Annotated in this window: 22 protein-coding genes; all 22 read right to left on the bottom strand. The window is 48.8% G+C overall.

All coding sequences use genetic code 11. The features are described from left to right. Positions 1-7 precede the first annotated feature (7 nt). Positions 8-364 (bottom strand): hypothetical protein, encoded by a 357-nt coding sequence (locus NYR52_RS10695; RefSeq protein WP_132222210.1) that lies wholly within the window; start codon positions 362-364, stop codon positions 8-10. Positions 365-999: 635 nt separating this feature from the next. After that, the gene (locus NYR52_RS16770) at positions 1,000-1,179 is read right to left on the bottom strand and encodes a hypothetical protein (RefSeq protein ID WP_375163148.1); all 180 of its coding nucleotides are present in this window, start codon (positions 1,177-1,179) and stop codon (positions 1,000-1,002) included. A 16-nt stretch (positions 1,180-1,195) separates the two neighbouring features. Beyond that, positions 1,196-1,951 carry a YVTN family beta-propeller repeat protein gene (locus tag NYR52_RS10700; protein WP_259435623.1) on the bottom strand — a complete coding sequence of 252 codons (756 nt, stop codon included), beginning with the start codon at positions 1,949-1,951 and terminating at the stop codon, positions 1,196-1,198. 291 nt (positions 1,952-2,242) lie between these two features. Next, positions 2,243-2,941 (bottom strand): thermonuclease family protein, encoded by a 699-nt coding sequence (locus NYR52_RS10705; protein ID WP_259435624.1) that lies wholly within the window; start codon positions 2,939-2,941, stop codon positions 2,243-2,245. A 720-nt stretch (positions 2,942-3,661) separates the two neighbouring features. Beyond that, positions 3,662-4,516, bottom strand: a complete 855-nt coding sequence (locus NYR52_RS10710; protein ID WP_259436756.1) for a tyrosine-type recombinase/integrase — start codon at positions 4,514-4,516, stop codon at positions 3,662-3,664. A gap of 402 nt (positions 4,517-4,918) precedes the next feature. Continuing rightward, positions 4,919-5,284 (bottom strand): YraN family protein, encoded by a 366-nt coding sequence (locus NYR52_RS10715; RefSeq protein WP_132222216.1) that lies wholly within the window; start codon positions 5,282-5,284, stop codon positions 4,919-4,921. After that, the gene (gene rnhB, locus NYR52_RS10720) at positions 5,284-6,099 is read right to left on the bottom strand and encodes a ribonuclease HII (protein ID WP_132222217.1); all 816 of its coding nucleotides are present in this window, start codon (positions 6,097-6,099) and stop codon (positions 5,284-5,286) included. The genes NYR52_RS10715 and rnhB overlap by 1 nt, the downstream gene beginning before the upstream one ends. After that, positions 6,074-6,979 carry a ribosome biogenesis GTPase YlqF gene (ylqF, locus tag NYR52_RS10725; RefSeq protein WP_259435625.1) on the bottom strand — a complete coding sequence of 302 codons (906 nt, stop codon included), beginning with the start codon at positions 6,977-6,979 and terminating at the stop codon, positions 6,074-6,076. The genes rnhB and ylqF overlap by 26 nt, the downstream gene beginning before the upstream one ends. Positions 6,980-7,067: 88 nt before the next feature. Further along, positions 7,068-7,610, bottom strand: coding sequence for a signal peptidase I (lepB, locus tag NYR52_RS10730; RefSeq protein WP_246026931.1), 543 nt, complete (start codon positions 7,608-7,610; stop codon positions 7,068-7,070). Between the two features lie 91 nt (positions 7,611-7,701). Further along, a complete protein-coding gene (gene rplS, locus NYR52_RS10735; RefSeq protein ID WP_022736358.1) occupies positions 7,702-8,049 on the bottom strand; it encodes a 50S ribosomal protein L19 in 348 nt (115 codons plus the stop codon). A gap of 95 nt (positions 8,050-8,144) precedes the next feature. Further along, positions 8,145-8,891: a tRNA (guanosine(37)-N1)-methyltransferase TrmD gene (gene trmD / locus NYR52_RS10740; protein ID WP_029071815.1), complete on the bottom strand. Its 747-nt coding sequence runs from the start codon at positions 8,889-8,891 to the stop codon at positions 8,145-8,147. 10 nt (positions 8,892-8,901) lie between these two features. After that, on the bottom strand, positions 8,902-9,432 hold the full coding sequence (gene rimM, locus NYR52_RS10745; protein ID WP_022736360.1) for a ribosome maturation factor RimM: 531 nt from the start codon (positions 9,430-9,432) through the stop codon (positions 8,902-8,904). Positions 9,433-9,447: 15 nt separating this feature from the next. Then, the gene (locus tag NYR52_RS10750) at positions 9,448-9,675 is read right to left on the bottom strand and encodes a KH domain-containing protein (RefSeq protein ID WP_259435626.1); all 228 of its coding nucleotides are present in this window, start codon (positions 9,673-9,675) and stop codon (positions 9,448-9,450) included. Between the two features lie 44 nt (positions 9,676-9,719). Next, positions 9,720-9,977, bottom strand: coding sequence for a 30S ribosomal protein S16 (rpsP, locus tag NYR52_RS10755; protein WP_022736362.1), 258 nt, complete (start codon positions 9,975-9,977; stop codon positions 9,720-9,722). A 36-nt stretch (positions 9,978-10,013) separates the two neighbouring features. Continuing rightward, positions 10,014-11,366 (bottom strand): signal recognition particle protein, encoded by a 1,353-nt coding sequence (gene ffh, locus NYR52_RS10760; protein WP_022736363.1) that lies wholly within the window; start codon positions 11,364-11,366, stop codon positions 10,014-10,016. Positions 11,367-11,390: 24 nt separating this feature from the next. Further along, the gene (gene ylxM, locus NYR52_RS10765; RefSeq protein ID WP_132222225.1) at positions 11,391-11,723 is read right to left on the bottom strand and encodes a YlxM family DNA-binding protein; all 333 of its coding nucleotides are present in this window, start codon (positions 11,721-11,723) and stop codon (positions 11,391-11,393) included. Between the two features lie 152 nt (positions 11,724-11,875). Further along, positions 11,876-12,862 carry a signal recognition particle-docking protein FtsY gene (ftsY, locus tag NYR52_RS10770; RefSeq protein ID WP_259435627.1) on the bottom strand — a complete coding sequence of 329 codons (987 nt, stop codon included), beginning with the start codon at positions 12,860-12,862 and terminating at the stop codon, positions 11,876-11,878. A 1-nt stretch (position 12,863) separates the two neighbouring features. Then, positions 12,864-16,463 carry a chromosome segregation protein SMC gene (smc, locus tag NYR52_RS10775; protein ID WP_259435628.1) on the bottom strand — a complete coding sequence of 1,200 codons (3,600 nt, stop codon included), beginning with the start codon at positions 16,461-16,463 and terminating at the stop codon, positions 12,864-12,866. Positions 16,464-16,743: 280 nt separating this feature from the next. Then, on the bottom strand, positions 16,744-17,082 hold the full coding sequence (locus NYR52_RS10780; RefSeq protein WP_132222231.1) for a tRNA-binding protein: 339 nt from the start codon (positions 17,080-17,082) through the stop codon (positions 16,744-16,746). A gap of 174 nt (positions 17,083-17,256) precedes the next feature. Next, positions 17,257-18,054, bottom strand: coding sequence for an IucA/IucC family C-terminal-domain containing protein (locus tag NYR52_RS10785; RefSeq protein WP_259435629.1), 798 nt, complete (start codon positions 18,052-18,054; stop codon positions 17,257-17,259). A gap of 264 nt (positions 18,055-18,318) precedes the next feature. After that, complete coding sequence (locus NYR52_RS10790) at positions 18,319-18,444, bottom strand: hypothetical protein (protein ID WP_259435630.1); 126 nt, start codon at positions 18,442-18,444, stop codon at positions 18,319-18,321. A 170-nt stretch (positions 18,445-18,614) separates the two neighbouring features. Further along, a complete protein-coding gene (gene rnc, locus NYR52_RS10795) occupies positions 18,615-19,304 on the bottom strand; it encodes a ribonuclease III (RefSeq protein ID WP_375163202.1) in 690 nt (229 codons plus the stop codon). Positions 19,305-19,310 lie beyond the last annotated feature (6 nt).

Genomic DNA, 19,310 nt, shown 5'->3' on the forward strand with positions numbered 1-19,310 from the left:
AACCATTTTAGTAGATCGTATACTGGATAGTATGATAATTGTTAGCAACGACAAACTGATACGTCCCGGTTTCTGCCCACCAACTGGTTGTGTATTTTACTCCATCACAAGGAATGGTTCGAGTTCCTACTAAGGTAGAACTTCCATTTTCCCATCTTAACATCATTACTAATTCCGAATCACCGCCACTACATAGTGTAACTAATTTTGTGGCACCCAGATGCTTATAATGTGTAAACATTTGTGTCCCTGTCCATTCAGCAGGATAAAGGGTTCCAGATATTGCAGCATATGTGATGCTGGGTTTAATCATCGCAATAGTAAAAATCATCATCACAGCGATCACACTTAGCCATTTTTTCATATTACAATCTCCTTTCCAAGGATATTTTATAATTAGTCAAATGGACTGCAATCTTGCAGCCACTGGCACACCAAGCATGTTCGGCACTACGACCATGATCTCCATCACTGTTTTCTCACGAATTCAATGGACTCCAAGGGTGTATATTCTATTATCAATTTAATATTACTAAATACTAAATATTTCATCTATGTGTTTTAAAACACATCTGGTTTATCTTTACTTTGTAGGAATTTATTTAACTATTGTTGTTCTTTAATAATTATTTCTACAACCCGTTTTGGAAGGTACCGATCTATATAAAAAGGACGCCTCAGTTAACCAAGTAAGCTCAAAATAAGGAAAGGTTCCAACCTTGTTTACCAAGGGGAACCTTTCCTTTTTACCGTGTCTGCTGAATAGGCCAGCGGCTCAATACCATTTTCACATTCGCTTCACTTGTGCATCGGCGCTCCTGGAGAAATGGTTTTTCCTTTCCCTACCAACTTGATTCACCAAACACACCCTAAGCAAAATGACTTCTTATCCTAGACTATATATGGGTTGCTTACCTATTATAACTTGGCCACTCCCGAATAGAAGAGGTCATTCATGCCCTTCAGTCCCACGTGAGAACTCACTGTGACCATTTGTCTTTATCTATTGGATCTGCGCTTGCGGCGCTTCGCCACGGATCTTTTCAAACGACTGCCACGGTTATTTGGGATGTTCGTGATCGCTATCCCAAAAGGGGTTAACACGACGGGTATCATATCGACTATCTGGTTCGTTTGAGCGTCGATCACGGAAACGTTATTTATGTCCGAATTAGCCACATAGATGTATCTACCATCAGGGGGTTACTGCCAGTCCGAATGGCTGTCGTTCAACAGGGATCGTCTCAATCACTTGATTTGTTTGTGTATTGATGATGGACATGTTATTAGAATATTGATTCGAAACATAAGCACGGCTTCCGTTAGGAGTGATTGCTACCATGGCTGGTGTTGAACCGACAGATATCGAAGTGATAACTTCATTTGTTTGCGTATTGATGACGGAAACACTGTTACTTCTAGAGTTCACCACATAGACGCGCCTGCCGTTGGGGGTCACCGCGATCCCGATTGGTGACTGTCCAACGGATACCTCGCCAATCACCCGAGTTGTTTGTGTATTGATAACAGAAACCGTTTCACTTCCAAAATTCGTAACATACAAGCGTGTTCCATTAGGTGAGGCTGTGATTCCTGACGGATTTTGTCCAACGGGTATCATCCCAGTCACTTGGTTTGATTGCGTATCAATGACGGAAACAGTATGAGATGATTGATTCGCTACATAGACTCGGCTTCCGTCAGGTGAGGCTACCACCGCAATAGGCCTTGATTGTACAGATATCGTAGCAACTACCCTATTTGTTAAGGTATTAATAACAGAAACGTTGTTAGAGTCTGCATTTGTGACATAAACGCGACTTCCATTGGGTAAGGCCGCCACCCCAGACGGACGCTCCCCAACGCCGATGTTGGCGATGACTTGACGTGTTTGCGTATCGATGACGGTGACCTCAGAAGAATCATAGTTTGTCACATAAGCTCTGGCCATTTCACACTTCCTTTCTGCACGTTCTACTATAAGAAATGCAGAAGGGAAGTAAATTGTAAGGGATGTTGTGCATCAACATTTCACTAAATTTCTTATTATCCCTTACGGTAGATTCCGTTCACTTCAATTAAAATGAATGCATATAATCCGGTTATATTAAGGTTAACGCACCCTACTAAGATACTTCGACCTTTTTTATTCGCGAAGTTTGACTATCATCTCTTTGCCTGATGTCGGACATATGTTTGCACGGCAATTGGTTTGAACAGGATATACTCAGTAGCCAACTTGCTAATTGTCCCAACATCCTTTCACTTCACTGCGGTGCCGGTTTGTTCTCATGGCTTCTTGCTCCGAATAAAAGTACATGAGGTTTTCCTGTTTAATCTCTTTCACAACATGACAGCCGATCGGATGGTATACATCGCTATTCTTGCTCGCAACAAAAATATTCTTCTCATTTTTTAGCGCTTCAACATGGAAACCATCTTTTTTTGTGTAATTGTCCCATTGCCAAATTCCAATCTTTTTGCGTTTCGCCTCTTGTTCCGCGTCTCTTAGCTCTTCCAGATATTTGGCGTCTGGTTGTTCCACATAAGCAATGCGAGCAAATCCTTCCTTCACCAGCTCTTCCTGCAATAACTTCCCATCCACATGCAGATAGGCAAGGAATCGGCCATATTTATCTCTCTTCGTCTCTTCTTTTTCCAACTCAATTTTTTTCGCTTCATTGATCAATTTCTGAGTAAAGTCTTTTGCTTCATCTCCAAGCGGTTGCTTTCCGAAATTCGGGTGATTAATTTCTGGTGTATCCACAAACAATAACCGGACTGTTTCCTCTTTTTTCTTCATTTTGACTTTAATCGTGTCTCCATCCACCACTGACACCGATTGTTTTGGTACTTCAATTCTTTCCTCATTACCACAACCTGCGGTAACCAACAGCCCCATCAACAGGAACGGTACAACTGCTTTTCTCAAACTGGCCACTACTTCTCTCTCCTTTTCATAATGTCAAGGTGCATTTATTTCCAATTGAATTTTTTTCGAAATTAAACTTATCACACTGAAATTCAAAAATCAAATTCGGTAAAGAAAATTAAGCTCGAAAATCCGAGCCTAAGTTACTTTTGCTATTCATATGTCTTAAAATCGACTTTTTTTCTTTACCGAAGATCGCTTGTTTTTTTTTACCGAATTCAATAGAATGGAATATATAGAATTAAAATCAGGGGAAATCACGTAGTGACAGAGGAAGAAAACTTACCACATTATACTTAATGACCTCTGCCACGAAGCTTTACTTTGATCAGCACAGGCATTGACGCCATTGTTGTGCGTCAACGACTTGAACCAGAGCAGGTGTACAAAATTTTCTCCCCCCCTACTTGCTGGAAAAAGAGTATCATGCCTATAAAAAGTAGACACCCTTCCCCTATTTCGCCATTTGTTTTGGTAGCGACTCCAATTTTTTATCCTTTCATACGAATCGGGATACACCTTCTACGAATGTTAAGAGCTTGGAATTACTTTGCAAGGAAGACACATTAATTGATACAGGTTATATCTTTGATAAAGTGAAACAACTTTACTTAACTCCTTTAATATCTAAAGATCAAGTAGGAGCAACACTATTAAATGGCATAACAAAAATCCCCCATTAAACAGCCATTGCTTTGGCAGTTTAATGAGGGATGCAAAGAGTGTTGCCTACCCGTTTAAATATCTCTTTGTTGTTTCAATGCTGGCATAACCCGCCAACTTGGATACCTCTTTTAAATCCATGTTGGCTTCAATGAGCCTGCGGCAAAATGTATGCCGCAAAGTTTGTGCTGAATATTGCTCCAACCCGATATCCTGAAAAAACTTCTTGATTAAATAATGAATACCTTGTCTCGTCATTCTTTCATTGAGTTGGGAAATGACAACCGGCCCGTCTTGCTTCTTTTTTAGATAGGGAGTCCATTCGATCAGTGACTGAGTGAGCAACTCGTTCATCGGTACCGTTCGCGTCATTTTGTGCTCATTTTTAATCAAGATTAATCCATCTTTCCAAAAAACTTGATCCCAATTCAACAGGACAGTTTCTGAAACCGTAAAGCCAGCCATCATCATTAAATACACAATACAAAGATTACGATGCCGTTTCCAATCGTTTTTTTCAGATTTTACTCTTTCAAGCAACTTTTTTTCTTCTTCCGTTGTTAACCACGAATGTGAAGGGTGATTGGATTGTATTTTGGGTGCGCTGATCTCAGACAAAGGATTATGGTCAACAATGTTATTCTCAGTTAAAAAATTCCAATAAGACTTTAATGAGGCCATTCGTTTGTGAACAGTGGAAGGGGACAGTTTCTCCAAATGCAGCATTTCATTCTGCCATTCAATGATATGTGCAGACATTACCTGATCCGGCCGGAAATCGATTTTATATTTATGGCTTAACCAAGTGTAGAATATGAAGACAGCCGTTAAATATTCGTCAATTGTCCGCTGTTTTCTGCCCGCCTCTGCCAACCATTTAGTAAATTCATCAATGAAGTCTGCAAATACACTAAAATCCATGAATATCACCCCCTCGAATGTATTCTTTATTATACGAATTGAACAAATGAAGGACAACTCATTGGTTGTTTTGCATTAGCAAGTTTTTGAAACTGGCTCTGAGCAATGAGCATACGTATTTCAAGGGCACCCCGTATTTTTCAGACAAGCAAGTGGATTCTCTCTTCAATACTTCCGACCTCCTTATTCCAGAAAATTCTTACGACATGGACCATGGAAGCAAGATGCGTTCGTACATTTTTCCACCATCCAAAAATGAAGGATTCGAAAGCCTTGACGAAGGGCAACACGTTCATCGAAAACAACCGCCGTGGCGCACAAGCGGCTAACAAGTGATGAGCTTCATAACAAAAGCTATTGGCTTTTGCCAACAGCTTTGTTTATCTTTTATAACTTAAAACCTCAAAAGGCTCCCTCGATATGGTCGATCCGCACCGGTGTCAAATCGCGGGACAATAAGACCGATATCACATCGATCCGTTGCGGGCAGCCCAGTCGGTGATGCTTTTGCGCATATTGCGTTGCCAATCTTCGGACTTTTTGTTGCTTGCGATAGTCGACTGACTCCATTCCTGCGCCAAAGTGGTTGCCAGTCGTCGTCCGCACTTCTACGATGACCAGCAACTCACCTTGGCTGGCAACAATATCAATTTCACCCAGCTTGCTTCGCCAATTGCGATCCAAAATGCGATAGCCCTTCTTCATCAACAGGCGGGCAGCTGCTTCTTCGCCTATACGCCCAACCGTTTGACGCCGGTCCCTGTTCATTAACGGATACTCCCTTCGGCAAACAGCGTCCCTTGAACCCCGCTGTTTTCAATCACTTCCCTCACTGGAGCAAAACTGCGTCGATGCAAGGGTGTGGGACCATATCGGCGCAAGGCCTCAAGGTGCTCGGGGGTACCGTAACCCATATGTTGGTCAAATCCGTATGCGGGATACGTCTGCGCTGCCTGCTTCATCCATTCATCCCGGGTGGTTTTGGCAATGATGGAAGCAGCGGCGATAGAATGGCTCAAGCTGTCACCTTTGATAATTCCTTGCTGTGGTATGTCCACGTCTGGAATCTTTACTGCATCTGCCAAGATCGCTTGGGGTGTGGGTGTCAATTGGGACAAGGCGATCCGCATCGCATGATATGTGGCTTGCAAGATATTGTACTTGTCGATGTGCGCCGCATCCACAATCCCCACCCCTACTGCCAACGCTTCCTGCTCAATGCGCTGTTTCAGAACTGTGCGCATCTCTTCTGACAGTTGCTTGGAGTCGTTTAGCCCCGTCGCATCAAAGGTGGGCGGCAAAATGACCGCAGCGGCGACAACTGGTCCGGCCAAAGGGCCGCGCCCTGCTTCATCGACCCCTGCCACAAGAGTCAGACCCTTCGACCAACACTCCTGCTCATACTGCCACATCTTGGCCACGCGTTCCCGCTCTTTTTGCTTGCGCGCCTGTTCCCTTTGATAACTCTCCGCCAATTTGCGGACACCAACCCTGTCATCGGTCAACAGCTCTTGCAACTCTTCAGGCGACAAAGTATCCACTGCCTGCAACCAAGCTTTAATCTCGGGAATGGTCCGTTTCATCCGCATTCCCCTCTTCCTTTAACCAATCCTCCGGTTTTTCTAATGTGATGCGCCCGATTCTGCCCGAACGAAAATCGGTTAGAATAATCTCCGCTACTTTTTCATAATCGACTTCCCCACCGCGGATGAGGCAACCGCGCTTTTTGCCGATCTCCTCCATCAGCTCCACCCGGTCGAGCGATGCCACATCTTTCAACTTATACCGTTCCATCAAGGCGGTGGGATAACGCTCGGCGAGAAACGTCAACGCATAGCGGGCCACTTCATCAATAGGCAGGATTTCCCCTTTGATCGCGCCACTGACAGCCAACCGCATCCCCACGGTGGGATCATCAAATTTGGGCCACAAAATGCCGGGGGTGTCCAAGATTTCCATCGTTTGGCCCACCCGAATCCACTGCTGCGCTTTGGTAACGCCAGGTCGATCACCGGTGACGGTAGCGTTTCGTTTGGCTAAGCGGTTGATGATAGTCGATTTGCCTACATTGGGAATTCCCACCACCATCACGCGAAACTTCCGCGATTTGATGCCTTTTTTCTCACGGGCAGCGAACAAAGGTGCCAACACCCGTTCACACTGCGGCACAATCTGATTAACTCCCTTGCCTGATTGGGCGTCGATCGGCAAAACGTGAATGCCTTGTTCGCTAAAATATGCTTTCCACTCTTTGGTGACCTGCTCGTCCGCCAAATCGCTTTTGGTCAACAAGATCAACCGCGGCTTGTCCTTCACGATCTCATTCATCATCGGATTGCGACTAGACAGCGGCAACCGCGCGTCAAGCAGCTCAATAACGATATCGACCAGATGTAGTTTTTCCGTCACTTGGCGCCGGGCTTTGGCCATATGCCCGGGGAACCATTGAATCGTGTTCATCATTGTGCGAATCCTTTCCTGACCCTTATTTTCTCACTGTTCATGATATGTAAAAGAGCTTGATCATCTCAAGCCCTTTGGTTGTCAGCTATTAAAGTAGTTTCCACATCTGGAACGGCCAATAAACCATTTCCACACGGCCGACGATTTCGGACATGCCAACAGGTCCGATGACACGGCTGTCTGTACTATCCAGCCGATTATCTCCCAACACAAACACTTTGCCCGACGGCACTCGCACGAGGTCAAAATCGCGTGTGCGCATATCGGTCGCAAGATAGGGCTCTTCCATAATCTTGCCGTTGATCAGGATTTTATTGTTTTTGGCCTCCACTGTTTCACCCGGCAACGCGATAACCCGTTTCACATATTCCTTGCGTTGTGGCGCATGAAACACGATCACTTCGCCCCGTTCCGGTTCTTCGAAACGGTAGACCAACTTGTTTACCAATATCAGATTCCCTGTTTCCAATGTCGTTTTCATAGAGGGTCCAACGACATTAAAAGGTTCAAACACAAAGATACGGATCACGATCGCCAACGAGACAGCCAGCAAAACCGCAACCATCCATTCTCTCGCCCTGATTCTTTTTTGTCTCCGCAGTCGCTCCGAGCGAGACATCGGCAGTGTCATGATCATGTTCCCCCATTTGCCTGCCTTACTTGGAAAAGGAAATAAATGAGAGAAAAGGGCTTGAATATCCAAGCCCTTTTCTATGAAACGCTTAGCGGTGCAGTTCTTTAATGCGAGCCGCTTTACCGCGCAAGTTGCGCAGGTAGTACAGTTTCGCACGACGTACTTTACCGCGACGGGTCACTTCGATTTTCTCAATGCGTGGGGAGTGCAATGGGAAAGTACGCTCAACACCCACACCGTAAGAGATTTTGCGAACAGTGAACGTTTCGGAAACGCCACCACCACGACGTTGGATTACAACGCCTTCAAAGATCTGGATACGCTCGCGTTGACCCTCTTTTACTTTCACGTGCACGCGCAGGGTGTCACCCGCACGGAATTGAGGGATATCTTGACGAAGTTGTCCTTCGGTGATTTCACGAATGATTGGACGCATGTCAGCCAACCTCCTTTCCATAACCAAAATCCAAACATTGGCTCCGTTTGCCTGTGAACGGAGAATATTGTATCATACGACCTGATTGAAAACAATTACTCGCCTTGGCGCGCATCCTTGGCCAACTCCTGTAGGAACCGGCGATCTTCATCAGTGAGCGGAGCGGTCTCAAGCAGGTCAGGCCGCCGCTCCCATGTGCGCCGGAGCGATTCTTGGCGCCGCCATTGTTCAATCCGCGCGTGATGTCCCGAAAGCAGGACATCTGGCACTTTGAATCCACGGTACTCTGCCGGCCGCGTATATTGCGGATACTCAAGAAGCCCGGTGGAAAAGGAATCCGTCACCGCGGAAGATTCATTGCCCAGCACCCCCGGCACCAGCCGGCTTACGCTATCCATGATGACCATGGCGGGCAATTCGCCTCCTGTGAGGACATAGTCTCCGATGGAGATCTCCTCTGTGACCAAGTGTTGGCGAATCCGTTCATCATATCCTTCATAATGGCCGCAAAGGAAGATGAGATGGGAATGCTGGGCGAGCTCTTCAGCCTTCTTCTGCGTGAATGGCACACCTTGCGGAGACATCAGCAGGATGGGCGGACGTTCGTCGGTACCGGACAGCAGCTCGTCGACCGCCGAGAAGATCGGTTCGGGTTTGAGCACCATGCCACCGCCGCCACCATAGGGCATGTCATCCACCATACGGTGTTTGTCCGTGGCGTAATCGCGAAAATTGATGAGGTGTGTTTCAACCAGCCCTTTTTCATGAGCCTTTTTGATAATACTGGAATGCAAAAATCCCGAAAACATCTCCGGAAAAAGGGTTAACACATCAAATCGTATCTGTGGCACGTCAGTCCAGCCCCTCCATCCACTCGATCGTGATCCGCCGCTCCTTGATGTTCACGTCTTTTACCACATCCGCAATATATGGGAGCAACATTTCTTTCCCTTTGCCGTCGGGCTTCACCACCCACACATCATTGGCCGGCAAAGGCAAGATCTCCCGCACTTTGCCCAACTCATTCCCATCTGTCGTCACAACGGTGCAGCCGATGATTTGGTGGAAGTAGAACTCCCCCTCTTCTTCGTTTACTGGCGCGAGATCCTCTTTCAATACCACCAACTTGCCGCCCTTGTAAGGCTCAGCTTGATTGATGTTGTCCCACTCCTTAAACTTGACCAGCCACACCGATTTATGGGGACGGCCCTTTTCCACCGTCAATGGGAGCGGTTCCTTCAGGCTGGGATGAACGAGGAGAAGCGAACTGCCTTGGGCAAAACGCACATCGGGGAAATCCGTGTCCGAGTAAACGCGCACTTCACCGCGAACGCCATGCGTACCGACCAGACGACCGACATTAAGGTATTCAGCTGTGTTCATGCCGCATCTTCTCCTTCACTTGATTTCCACCCACACACGCCGCTTCTCCTTCCCATGCACAACATTGACCACCGTGCGAATCGCTTTGGCGATCCGCCCTTGTCGGCCAATCACCTTGCCCAGATCCTCTTTAGCGACGGACAATTCATAGACGACCCGCTCTTCGGTCTTCCGTTCCGTCACCATCACTTGATCAGGATGATCCACCAAGGAGACCGCAATCCATTCAATCAGTTCTTTCATATATGATGACCCTCCGGTCTTCCGCACCAGAAACGGCTCTGAAATTACTCTTTGTCGCTTTTCAGGATACCTTCACGGCGGAACAGATTGCGGACGGTATCAGATGGTTGGGCACCTTCAGCCAGCCATTTTTGGGCTTTCTCTGCATCGATCTTCACCGTAGCCGGTTCAGTCAATGGATTGTAGTACCCGATCTCATCGATGGAACGACCGTCACGCGGCGCGCGGGAGTCAGCAACCACCACACGGTAGAAAGGCGCTTTTTTGGCACCCATGCGTCTCAAACGGATTTTCACTGCCATTGTCAATTCACCTCCTAAACAGGGTATAATGGGCCGTCATGGCATAAACGGAAAGCGGAAACCGCCCCGTTTTTTCTTCTTCATGCCTTTGGCCATATTGGAAAACTGCTTCATCATCTTCTTCATGTCTTCAAATTGCTTCAACAGCCGGTTTACGTCTTGGACCGTCGTCCCGCTTCCCGCCGCAATACGTTTGCGACGGCTGGCGTTGATGATTTCCGGATGCTCTTTCTCCTTCGGCGTCATCGACTTGATGATCGCCTCTACACGCGACAGCTGTTTTTCATCCACCTGGATGTTTTTCAACCCCTTTATCTGGCCAGCGCCAGGGAGCATAGACAGCATGTCTTCCAGTGGACCCATCTTGCGCACTTGTTGCAACTGGTCCAAGAAATCATCAAACGTGAAGCTGAGCGTTCGCATCTTCCGCTCTAAATCCTTGGCTTTCTCCTTATCGACGGCGGATTGCGCCTTTTCGATCAGGCTGAGCACATCGCCCATCCCCAAGATGCGAGAAGCCATCCGGTCGGGATGAAAGGGCTCCAAGGCATCCGTCTTCTCACCCATCCCGACAAACTTGATCGGGCAATCGGTCACCGACTTGACCGACAAGGCTGCCCCACCGCGGGTGTCCCCATCCAACTTGGTGAGCACCACGCCGGTCAGCCCTAATTGTTTGTTAAAGTGATCAGCCACGTTCACCGCATCTTGCCCCGTCATCGCATCGACGACGAGCAGAATCTCATCGGGACGAATCTGTTCACGAATCTGCTTCAGTTCGTCCATCATCTGTTCATCGATATGCAGGCGGCCTGCGGTGTCGATGATCACATAGTCAAAGCCCTCCGCCGAAGCTTTAGCCACTCCCTGCTCTGCGATGTCCACAGGGTTGGCCTGATCTCCGAGCGAGAATACGGGTGTATTTAAATCCGCACCCAACACTTCCAATTGCTTGATCGCCGCAGGGCGGTATACGTCCGCGGCTACAAGCAGGGTGCGTCGGTTTTGCTTTTGCAAATAACGAACCAATTTGCCAGAAGTCGTCGTTTTACCGGCACCTTGCAAACCGACCATCATGATTTTGGTTGGCGGCTTATTGGCTTGGGCCAATTTGCTTTGCTCCCCACCCATCAGCTCCTGCAGCTCTTCATTGACCACTTTGATCACTTGCTGCCCGGGGGTCAAGCTCTGCAATACCTCTTGTCCGACCGCGCGCTCTTTGACCCGGTCGATAAAGGTTTTGACCACTTTGAAGTTGACGTCCGCCTCCAGCAAAGCCAAGCGTACTTCTCGCATGGCCTCTTTCACATCAGCTTCGGTCACTTTTCCTTTACCGCGCAACTTCTTCATGACGGACTGCAATCGTTCTGACAAGCCTTCAAACGCCATGGTTCCCCCTCCTTCAATCGCTGATTAATCGAGGTCAACCATCTGTTTGACGAGCGATTCGACCTTCAGACGCGCTTCCGGCACTTCTTCCAATCGGGCCAGGATCTCTTGGGCGAGCTTTTGCCGCTCCAAGTGTTTTTGCACCAAGCCCAGCTTCTCTTCAAGTTCAGTCAGCGTCGTCTGGGCCCGCTTGATCGCCTCAAACACCGCTTGTCGTGATACGCCTTGGTGTTCCGCGATTTCACCGAGCGACCAGTCTTCATGGTAATACATTTCCAACAAGGTGCGCTGTTTGTCTCTCAAGAGTGAACCGTAAAAATCATACAACAGGTTCATCTCTGTGGTTTGCTCCAGCATCGGAGTCACCTCATTTACACCGTCAAGGCGTCAACCTTTACAGGAGTATACTATAGCGGAGCCCGCTACCTCTTGTCAAGGTTTTTTCCTTGATGAAGATGAAAGTCGCAATATTCACTGAGCCGATAAAGGTACGTCGCCCGCCGTTCAGATTAATCCGTCTCGTTCTTGTCGATCATCTCTTTGAACAGCGCATGCAAAAACTGCTCCTTGTCAAAGTCTTGCAAGTCATCCGCTTTTTCGCCCAAGCCGACCAGCTTCACCGGAATCTTCAATTCGTTGCTGATGGCGATGACAATGCCGCCTTTGGCCGTGCCGTCCAGTTTGGTCAGGACAATACCAGACACGTCGACCGCTTCACCGAACTGTTTGGCTTGGAGCAACGCATTTTGTCCAGTTGTAGCGTCCAGCACCAGCAATACTTCATGGGGGCCGTCAGGCACTTCGCGCCGGATCACGCGGAATACCTTCTTCAGCTCTTCCATCAAATTCACTTTGTTTTGCAGTCGGCCGGCTGTGTCGCACAAGAGAATGTCGGCACGGCGGGATTTGGCCGCCTGAATGCCATCATAGATGACCGCTGCCGGGTCCGCTCCCGCCTGGTGCTTAATCACGTCTACGCCAACGCGTTGTCCCCATGTCTCCAACTGGTCAATCGCCCCGGCGCGAAAGGTATCGCCCGCGGCCAGCACCACTTTTTTGCCTTCGTTTTTAAAGCGGTGCGCCAACTTGCCGATGGTGGTCGTTTTCCCCACACCATTTACACCGACAAACAGGATAACGGTCAATTCATTTTCTTTGATCCGCAATCCTTCCTCACCCGCACCGTCCATCATCTCACCGATAAGCTCGGACAAAATGGGTTGCAGATGTTGCGGTTCTTTGATCTTTTGCTGTTTCACCTCGGCACGCAAACGTTCGACCAATTCCATTGTCGTCTCAACGCCGACATCCGCCGTGATGAGAATCTCCTCCAATTCTTCATACAGCTCTTCATCAATTTTAGAACGACCGGTGAACAATTCGTTGATCGCACCGACCAGATTGTTGCTGGTCTTGCTGAGTCCAGTCATAAATTTTTGTGTAACCGCTTCGGTCTTTTGCGCGACGCTTTCGCGCAAGCGTTTGAAAAAACTCATGCTACTCCTCCTGTTTCTTGCTAGCGGCAACTTCGCTAAATCCATCATACTCTTCCAGCTTCACAGATACCAGCTTCGACACACCTGATTCTTGCATGGTAATTCCATACAGCACGTCACATGCCTCCATGGTGTGCTTGCGGTGGGTGATGATAATAAACTGCGTCCGGTTGGCAAACTCCCGCATATAACGCGTATAACGAGTCAAGTTGGCCTCATCGAGAGCCGCATCCACTTCATCCAGCACACAGAACGGCACCGGCTTGATGCGCAACACCGAATAAAGCAGGGCAAGCGCAGCCAATGCGCGTTCTCCACCCGACAGCAGATTGAGGTTTTGCAACTTTTTGCCTGGAGGCTGAGCCACAATCTCAATCCCTGTCTCCAAGAGATTGTCCGGATCGCTCAGCTTCAAATCTGCGCGGCCGCCGCCAAACATCTGTACAAACACCTGCTGGAATTCCGCTCGGATCATATCAAACGCCTCTCCGAAGCGCCGTCCCATCTCTTCGACCAATTGGCTGATAATCTCATACAGCTTTTGTTTGGCTTCAAGCAAGTCGGCCTCCTGCTCCTCCAAAAAGCTGAGCCGCTCTTTCAGACGAGCATATTCCTCGATCGCACCCAGGTTTACTTCGCCCAACGCCGCGATCTGCCCCTTCAATGAACGTACCCGCCGTTCAGCCTCCGCAGGCTGTTCGGGAACGGGGTGGGTTTGTTTGGCGCGTTCGTAACTCATTTCGTATTCTTCAGCCAGCTTCTGCAACAAGTGATTAAGCTCCACGTCCAGACGATTGGCACGCACTTCTTGTTCATGCAACTTATTGCCCAGCTTGCGCAATTTTTGCTGGGTGGAACGCAATTCCTTTTCCTGTACCTCGCGGTCTGAGATCATCTGTTCCCGCAAACTCCTTGTTTCGCCCAGCTGTTGTTGCACTTCTTCCTTGCGAGCGCGCAGCTCGGCGATGCGTTCCTCCAGTGATTGCATTTCTTGTGTGTTGAACTCGCGCGCCTCATCCAGGCTACGCAATTCCGCTTGTGCGGCCTGTTTCTGTTTGTCCAGCCGTGCCCACTCTTGCCGGAGTCGGCCCAAGTTTTCTTCCAGGTTGGTCACTTCTTGATGCAAGCGGGCGCGGCGCACCTTAAATTCGGTCATTTGCGCGCCAACTTCTTCTTTCACATTGGCTTGCTGCTTGACCCGCTCTTGTGATTCACTGATGAGCACGCCCAGAAGCTCCTTCTCCCGCTCCAATTCGACGATGCTCTGCTCTGTCCGCGCCAACTGCTCTTGGAGTTCATCTTTTCTTTTGAGAGACTTTTCATGCTCTTGGTTGAGTGTGCGCAATTGTTCGTCCAAAGCACGCTCTTCCACCTGCAACTCCCGCTCTTTGCCGCGTAGCTCTTGTTCTTTTAAGCGCCGCTCTTCCCCGCGCACCCGCACTGCTTCCCACTCCTGCTCAAGTGCTTGTTTGCGCAGGTGCAAAGCTTCAAACTCCTGCTCCACTTGGCGCCAAGCGGCTTCCGCCCGTTTGAGCTCCTTCTCACATTCTTCCAGTTGGCGTGACCGACCCAAGAGATTGCTTTTGGTCTGATGGCGGCTACCCCCGGTCATCGATCCACCCGGATTAACCACGTCGCCGTCTAGAGTAACCACCCGGTAACGGTAACTCAAACTGCGGGCCATTCGGTTGGCTTGTTCCATGTTCTCAGTAACCACGACCAGCCCGAGCAAATGCTCAATCAACCGGCGATAGCGGGGCTCCGTTTTGACCAAATTGGCCGCAATCCCTACAAATCCAGGCTGCGACTCGCATTTGGCTATTTCTTGTTGCGGCAACATCCGGCTTTTCAATACATCGAGCGGCAAAAAGGTGGCCCGGCCCAACCGTTTTTCCTTCAGGTATTGAATACCTTGGCGACCGGTCTTCTCATCTTCGACCACCACATGTTGTAGCGCGCCACCAAGTGCGGTCTCAATCGCTGCTTCCATCTCTCGCGGCACTTGAATCAACTGCGCCACCGCGCCATGGACTCCAGCTAACGATGAAATGCCCCGGTCGCGAGCCTTAAGCACCTCTTTCACGCCTTGCATAAACCCTTGGTGCTCGGCTTCTGTCTCTTTGATCCATTCATACTGGGAACGTAGGCGGTTGAGCTGTTGTTCCACTTTGCGGCTACGGTCAGCGAGGGCTTTCTCCTCCTGCTCGATTTGACCGCGTTGCTCTGCCAAGACGCGAACCTGTTCGGCCGCCTCCCGTAGCTCGCCCTCTACCTGCTTCAATTGGTCGGCGATCTCATCGGATCGTCCCGCTTGGGCCTCTTTGGCTTGCAAGAGAGCCTGTTTTTGCTCGGCAAAATCCTTGATTCGCTCCACCAGCTCGGCCAGTTGTTCAGTCATGTATTGTTTTTCACTGGAGAGTGCCGCCAACCGGTTGCCATGTTGTTGGATTTTTTTGGACAACTCATCCAGTTGGTCGGCGTCATCGGCCGATGACAGAGAGAGTTGTAACTCCAACTTCTCAAGTTGCTGTTCCAGCTCAGCCAGTTCGGCGCGCTTTTGTGCAAGAAGATCGCCGGTCTGCTCTTCTTCTGTCTTTAGACGCGCGCACTCTGCCTCCAGCTCGCGGATGCGTTCAGACAATTGCTGCTGGGTTTCCGTTCGGTTCTTCACCCGCTCCAGCCGCACTTCCCGTTGTCCCTCTGCCTTTTCCAACTCTTCACTCACCGACAGCAACGCCGTCTGAACCTGCTCCCAGTTTTGTTCTTGTTCAAGCAGTTTCGCTTTCAGCTCTTCCAGCTGTGCTTCACGTCCACTGACAGCAGCGGCCAAGCTGACCTGCTCTTGGGACAGGCTTTTTACCGCTTGGGAAGCTTCTTGCCATTCTTCATGTAGCGTTTCAATTTTATGTACATACAAGCCGATTTCCACTTCTTGCAATTCCGCCTTCAATTCTTTGAAGCGATTCGCTCGCTCGGCCTGTTCCGCAAGCGGTTCCACTTGCCCTTTGATTTCATGGATGAGATCGTGGATACGGGAAAGGTTTTGCTCCGTTCCTTCCAGCTTTTTCTCTGCTTCTTTTTTACGGGCTTTGTATTTGACAATCCCCGCCGCCTCTTCGAAGATGGCTCGCCGATCTTCCGATTTGGAACTGAGGATTTCGTCAATTTTGCCTTGTCCGATCATGGAATATGCATCTTTACCTATACCTGTGTCCATGAACAGCTCATGAATGTCTTTGAGGCGGCAGGATTGCTTATTAAGGAAATATTCGCTTTCTCCGGATCGGTATACCCGCCGCGTCACTGTGACTTCCTCATAATCGACGGGCAGACGCCGCTCCGAATTATCAAAGGTCATGGAGACTTCGCAATAACCGACCGGTTTGCGTGTATCACTTCCTGCGAAAATAACATCTTCCATCTTATTTCCGCGCAACGATTTGGCACTCTGTTCCCCCAACACCCAACGAATGCCGTCGGTGACATTGCTCTTGCCACTGCCATTGGGCCCAACAACGGCGGTCACACCCGGAACAAACTCCAGCTCTGTGCGATCGGCGAACGATTTGAAACCACTCATCTCTAACCGTTTAAGATACATAAGCCCCCTCCTCTCTTCATCATTCACCAGGATGTGTCTGGCAAATCACATCGGTGGAAAAAAGCGGCAGAACAACCTTTTCTCGAGAACGCCTCCGCCACGCGCGGCAGCAAATGAGAAAATGGTTTTAGAGCCGCTGGTCTATGCATCAGACACGCACCAGTCCATCCAAAAGAACGGCCACAGAACAAGTCTGCAAGTGGCGCGTTTCAATCAAATGAACTGATCTATTTTAGCATAAAAAAACATTCCCTGGTGAGGATTCAGGGAATGTGCTTGCTCAATACACCCGCGTGCCCAGTGGGGCTTCATGGTCTACTCCCAACAGGGTGACACCACCCACCTTGGAATCAACCCCCAACACCAACACTTCAGACATAAAGTCAGCAATCTGTTTCGGTGGGAAATTGGTAACAGCCACCACTCGTTTGCCAACCAACTCATCAATGTGGTAAAGTTGCGTGATTTGCGCACTGCTTCGTTTGACCCCCAGCTCCTCACCGAAGTCAATCCATAGCTTGTACGCCGGCTTTCGCGCTTTCTCAAACACCTCTGCCCGGATGATTTGACCGATTCTGAGATCCACTTTCAAAAAGTCGTCATAACTGATACTCTTCATCAACTTCATCCCTTTCAGTTATCTCTGTTGCTTGCGGGAGCTCATCCGGCCCGGGTTTACACCCGGTCGCTATTGCTTGTACAAACCTCCCCGGCATGAAATACTTCTCTCTTTCTCCCCGCTCATCCTGCATGAAAGGAGAGCAAACAAAAAAGCCGACTCTCGGGTGAGAAGTCAGCCTTCAAGCGGCGTATCACGACAAGGTTCGGTAATAGTGAAACAATTTCGCGGGCAAGTTTTGCAGGTCTTGTCGCCCACTTGGTAATAGAGGCAACAGGTTTTGCGAATCCGCACCGGTTCAGGCGCATGGGCAGGCCAACATTTGGGACTGTGAAAACGCGCCAACGGCTGTATTTTTTCTGCATACAGGGAAGCGGGTGTTTCATTGAGCAAATAATGAAAATCAGTTTCAACTCGATTCCGTTCTTCCCCTTCCAATCCCACCAACTTTGTTTCATACAACCAATATACGTACAGAGCAAAGTTTTCCCATAAAATGGCGAGCGGAACACCGGTCGATTCATGGAGCTGATGCCACAGCGGCACCACATGTCGTCCGATCAACTGGGAGATCAGCCGTTCGCGCCAAGCTTCGCGCCGGGAACCAGGCTTGGTGACCGTCCACCGTTTGAGCTTGGCTGCAAAAGGAGATTTTTCGCCCGGCTGTTCCAGGTCGATCACCACATTGCCAAGGGATAAGTCCAACCCTTTGTTCAGCACACTCATCGTAAAAAGAGCCGGCACAATCACCATAAACGTATATTTTTTGCTGAACTGGGACGCCACCGCCACCATCGGTGCACCACCGATCGTTTCAGCAAGCCTTGCTATCATATCATGGCACTTTTGCCCATCCAACAATTCCAACGCCGTAAAAGACAAAGGCGAGGCAGGCGTGAACGACGGAGCGACTTGAAACTGGTTTTCCAACAACACCCGTTCTCTATTTTCCAACCGTTCCAATGCCATCATGCCTTCCCTCTCCTTTCACCGATTCACCCATTCGATAATGATATTTATTCTCATTATATCGGATTTGCACAGACATATCCACAGGTATTGAAAAAAATTTCTACATAAATGAAAAGGAGGGTGATTATACAATGAATTATTTATTAATTTAATAATATAATTCTGATAACATTCTTTCCAAGATTCGAAAAAAGGGGGGCTTGACGGCAAGGAAAAGTTGGCACCATCACAGTGAGATTAGATCAAATACAATAAATCCCTCCGCTATTCTGTGTCTCTTCGCTCTGCTTCCACCGAACGTTCCCGCAACAGACGGATGATGGTTTCATTCTGCTGTTCGATCCGTTTCAAACGCTTCCAGCTGTTGATGACCAAAACACCCGGCAACAAGAAAAAAACGCTAACGCTAGAAACTCAACGAGCTGGAGAAGCATGAAAAGCATCGTCCCTAATTGGATGTCAGCCATATTTCGCCCCCTCTCTGAAGATATGCTCAACTGTCTATTCCCTCATGGACAATAAGAAAAACCACCGATTCCCAGCAGGCGGTGGTTTGCACATTATCTTGCTTTCCAAGTTTTAAGGGCGATGAGCGCCGCTTGTTGTTCTGCTTCTTTTTTGGAACGGCCCGCGCCTTGTCCCAAGCATCGGTCTTCAAGATACACTTCAGCCACAAAGTGGCGATCATGCGCAGGGCCTTGCATATCCACAATCCGATATTCCAAGGCACCCAATCTCTCTTGTTGAACCAGCTCTTGCAACTGGCTTTTGGCGTCCAACATGTTGGCCAGCCATTCATCATTGATTTTCGGAAAGACCAATCTGGTCAAAAACCGCCGCACCTCATCCAAGCCCTGATCCAAAAACAAGGCTCCGATAAAAGCTTCAAACACATCGGCCAAGAGGGAAGGACGGGTGCGGCCTCCCGTCATCTCCTCTCCTTTTCCCAATCGCACAAAGCGCCCAAAATCAAGCTCTTTGGCAAAAGAAGCAAGGGATGCTTCACACACCACACGTGCCCGTGTGCGTGTCAATTCACCTTCGCTCATCTGCGGATAACGGTGAAACAAGTATTCCGACACTGCCAATTCAAGCACCGCGTCTCCCAAGAACTCCAATCGCTCATTGTCTGGGAACTTCCCGCTGTTTTTCCGTTCATGGGCAAATGAAGTGTGAGTAAAAGCTTGTTGGAACAATTTTTTGTTTTTCAAGGTCAAGCCGATGGACCGTTCCAACTCAGATAAATCCATCATGTG

This window comes from Laceyella sacchari (genome assembly GCF_024927925.1).
GTDB classification, from domain to species: domain Bacteria; phylum Bacillota; class Bacilli; order Thermoactinomycetales; family Thermoactinomycetaceae; genus Laceyella; species Laceyella sacchari.